The sequence below is a fragment of the Streptomyces sp. NPDC051940 genome (genome assembly GCF_040680895.1).
In the GTDB taxonomy this organism is placed as follows: domain Bacteria; phylum Actinomycetota; class Actinomycetes; order Streptomycetales; family Streptomycetaceae; genus Streptomyces.
The window spans coordinates 1-3,528 of the sequence record NZ_JBFAXR010000259.1; the positions used below are offsets into that span (position 1 = coordinate 1).

The 3,528-nt window shown below is 72.0% G+C and carries 2 protein-coding genes; both read left to right on the forward strand.

Going from position 1 to position 3,528, the window contains the following annotated elements; translation table 11 throughout:
* Positions 1-612 precede the first annotated feature (612 nt).
* The gene (locus AB0M28_RS40135) at positions 613-1,773 is read left to right on the forward strand and encodes a YihY/virulence factor BrkB family protein (protein WP_365415734.1); all 1,161 of its coding nucleotides are present in this window, start codon (positions 613-615) and stop codon (positions 1,771-1,773) included.
* A 258-nt stretch (positions 1,774-2,031) separates the two neighbouring features.
* Positions 2,032-3,450, forward strand: coding sequence for a DUF6777 domain-containing protein (locus AB0M28_RS40140; protein WP_365415736.1), 1,419 nt, complete (start codon positions 2,032-2,034; stop codon positions 3,448-3,450).
* Positions 3,451-3,528 lie beyond the last annotated feature (78 nt).

A 3,528-nucleotide genomic window follows, 5' to 3' on the forward strand; every position in this document is an offset into this window, starting at 1 on the left:
GGCCCGTCCCCGGCCCACCCCGCCACCGGCCAGCCTCTTACGTCGCCGCCCGGCCCCGCAACACGCAGCCAGCCCCGGGCCGAAGGCCCGACCCGCGCGCCAGCGCGGGTGCCCACCCACGCCCCAGGCGCCCGGCAGCGCAACCGTCACTACAGCGAAACCCGGTCCGCCCCACCCCCACCACCAACGCCCGGCGGCGCACACCGTCACCACAGCGAGACCCATCCGCCCACCCCCCGCCACCGCACCCACCCCCGCCAGGTGTCGCCGCCCCCATACCGGAGCACTCGGCCAGCACAGAGCAGGCCAGGCCATCCCCGGGCCCCCGCGAGGCGCAGAGAGGCGTGAGGCATGCGAGGTGGACCGCGCGGCGTACCCCCGCACTCCCGACTCCCGGTGCGCCTCCGCCGCCGCATCCCCATGTACGGCCTCGCGCAGCGCAGCCACCCCCCGAAGCGCGACCCCGCGCAGCGGCCCCGCCCCCCGCAGCGCAACCACACCCCGAAGCACGCCCCCGCGCCGCACCGCATCCGCCTCGTAGACGTTCTCCGCCACCACGCGCGTCGCCTCGTCCGCCACCGTGTGAGTGCTTCCTCGCACGCCAAGTACGGTATGCAGGTGAGACCAGGCGAGGATGAACCAGCGCGGCCGCCCGGGGGGCGGCTGCGGAAGGCGCGGGCGTTGTACCGGCATCTGCCGAAGCGGACGGTCGCCTGGCTGCTGCTGAAGGACACCGTCGAGTCCTGCATGAAGTACCGGATCGTCGGGCTCGCCGCGGAGGCCGCGTTCTTCTCGCTGCTCTCGCTGCCCCCGCTGCTGCTGGGCCTCCTCGGGCTGCTGGGCTACTTCTCCTTCATCGACATGGAGCAGATCCGCGACAACATCCTCGAGGCCTCCGAACGCGTCCTCACCGACGAGGGCGTCGACCAGCTGGTGCGTCCCCTCCTCGACGACGTCATCAAGGGCGGGCGGCCCGACGTCATCTCCCTCGGCTTCGCCTTCGCGCTGTGGTCGGGGTCGCGGGCCGTGAACGTCTTCATCGACACCATCACCGTGATGTACGGGCTGGACGGGCATCGCGGGATCGTGAAGACGCGGCTCCTTGCCTTCCTGCTCTACCTGGTCGCCCTCGTAATCGGGGTGGTGGCCCTGCCGCTGATGGTCATAGGGCCGGACGCCGTGGTCGAGCTGGTGCCGCACAGCGCGGAGGCGGTGCGGATGCTGTACTGGCCCGCCGTGATCGTGCTGTCCATCGTCTTCCTCACGACCCTGTACCACGCCGCCGTCCCCGTCCGCTCACCCTGGCGCGAGGACATCCCGGGCGCCCTGATCGCGTTGGGCATGTGGCTGCTCTGCAGCCTGGCGCTGCGCGTCTATCTGACCAACACCATCGAGGGGCGGGCCACCATCTACGGCTCCGTGGCCGCCCCCGTCGCCGTCCTGCTGTGGATCGGCGTGTCGGCCTTCGCCGTGCTCGTGGGGGCCGCCGTGAACGCCGCGTTCGACCGGGTGTGGCCGTCCGTCGCCACCGAGACCGGCCGTGCGGAGTCCGCGCGGGCCCGTGAGCGGGCGGCGGCCCGGATCGTCGCGGCGGCCGCCGCGGAGCGGCTGGAACGGGAGCGCGGGCTGGACGGCGACACCTCGGAGGAGGAGTGGGCGGCCGGTCAGGAGGAGGACTGGGAGGCGGAGGCCGCGGACGAGGCGGCAGGCGCCGGCAGCCGGCCAGCTGCCGAGCGTCCCGCCGACACGGACCGCGAGGCCCGGCGGCCTTAATCGGACGCCCCCCGCACCCGCGAGCGGGACGCACCCGCAGCCACAAGCGCCCCCGCAGGCGCGCATGACAAGCCGCAAGCCCTTGTCCACCACCCGCGCGCCCCCGGTGGGAACCGCTCCCCCCAACCCGACGTCTTCGCCCTCGCCAATCATGCGGCAGCACGTCTGGGGGGACGAATGACCAGCTCGAACGCATCTTCTGAAGAACGATCCCGACCATCCCTCGGAGCACGGAGACTGCGCTTACCCGTCCTGGGCGTGGTCTTCATCCTGATGTTCGGTCTGCTGGCGGCCGGCTGCCCGAAGTCCAAGGTGCCCGTTCGGGCGCTCGCCCGCGGCGCCGTCAGCGCGCATCCCTTCTTCCGCTCCGCCGCCCTGGCGGTGGACGTCCTCAGCACCGTCTCCGCCCTCAGCGGCGGCGACCGGTCCGGCGGCACACCCGGGCTGTACGGCGGCACCAACAAGAAGGCGAGCTGCGACAAGGGGCAGCTCGTTTCCTTCCTGAAGAAGAACGCGGACAAGGCCAGGGAGTGGGCCGAGGTCCGGGGCATCAAGACGAAGGACATCGAGAGGTACGTCAAGCGCCTCACGCCCGTCCTGCTGCGCAACGACACGCTGGTCAAGAACTTCGACTACGACCCGAAGAAGAGGAAGCGCACCTCCTTCTACGCCCTGCTGGAGGCCGGCGTCGCCGTGATGATCGACGCGTACGGCGTACCCGTCGTGCAGTGCCGGTGCGGCAATCCGCTGCAGGAGTACGACAAGTCGCGCACGGAGATCGACGTCGAGTTCGAGGGCAAGGACAACAAGAGCAGCAAGAAGTGGAAGGGGTACGACAAGAAGAAGGCCCTCAAGGTGGAGAAGGCGGAGACGAAGCTCGACGTCGTCCTTCTCGGCGAGCAGACGGAGGCCGGTTCCGGGCTGGAGCGGCCAGTGGGTACGTCGGGCAGCCAGGACGAGACACTGGACGTCGACCCGGCCGCCGAGGAGCCCGCCGAGGTCCCGGACGTCCTCGGCAAACCGGGCGGTGAGGCAGCGGACGCGCTGAAGGAGGCCGGGTTCCAGGTCGAGACGGTCGTCGAGGCCGAGGGGGAGATCCCGGACGCCGAGCCGGGCAGCGTCACCGCGCAGGATCCGCAGGCCGGCACGATCGGCATCAAGGGTATGCAGGTCACCCTCCGCGTCGCGCCGGGAGGCGACGACACAGTCGGCGGTGCGTCCGCCGACTGCGCGGAGGTCGGCCGCGACTTCACGTCGTACGACCGCGTCGGGCCGGGCTCGAGCGGCGATCTCGTCAGGGCCGCGCAGTGCCTGCTGATCGACGCGGGCCACGATCCGGGACCGGTGGACGGCGACTACGGCGAGGCGACCGGGAACGCGGTCACCGCCCTGCAGTCCGAGCGCGGGCTGGAGACGCCGGGCTCGGTCGGTCCGGCGACCTGGACTGTGCTGCTGTCCGCCGGCGACACGCCGGAGCTGCGGTCGGGCTCCGAGGGCGAGGCGGTCGTCCGCCTGCAGCGGGCGCTGACGGCGGCGCTGGGGCGGACGGTCACCATTGACGGCCAGTTCGGCCCGGAGACCGAGGAGGCCGTGATCGCGTACCAGTCGGATCGCGGGCTCGCCGCCGACGGCGTGGTCGGTCCGCAGACGTGGTCGGCGCTGCAGTCGGGCGCCTGACGTGAAGTCCTGCATGATCACGCGGGCGGGCGTGAACTGGATCTCCTGGCTGGGCTGCGCCTGGGAGTCCCAGCCGCC

What these genes read in the sequence shown, in the direction of transcription:
- AB0M28_RS40135 (WP_365415734.1), top strand. Translation starts at nt 613, where the DNA reads ATGCAGGTGAGACCAGGCGAGGATGAACCAGCGCGGCCGCCCGGGGGG.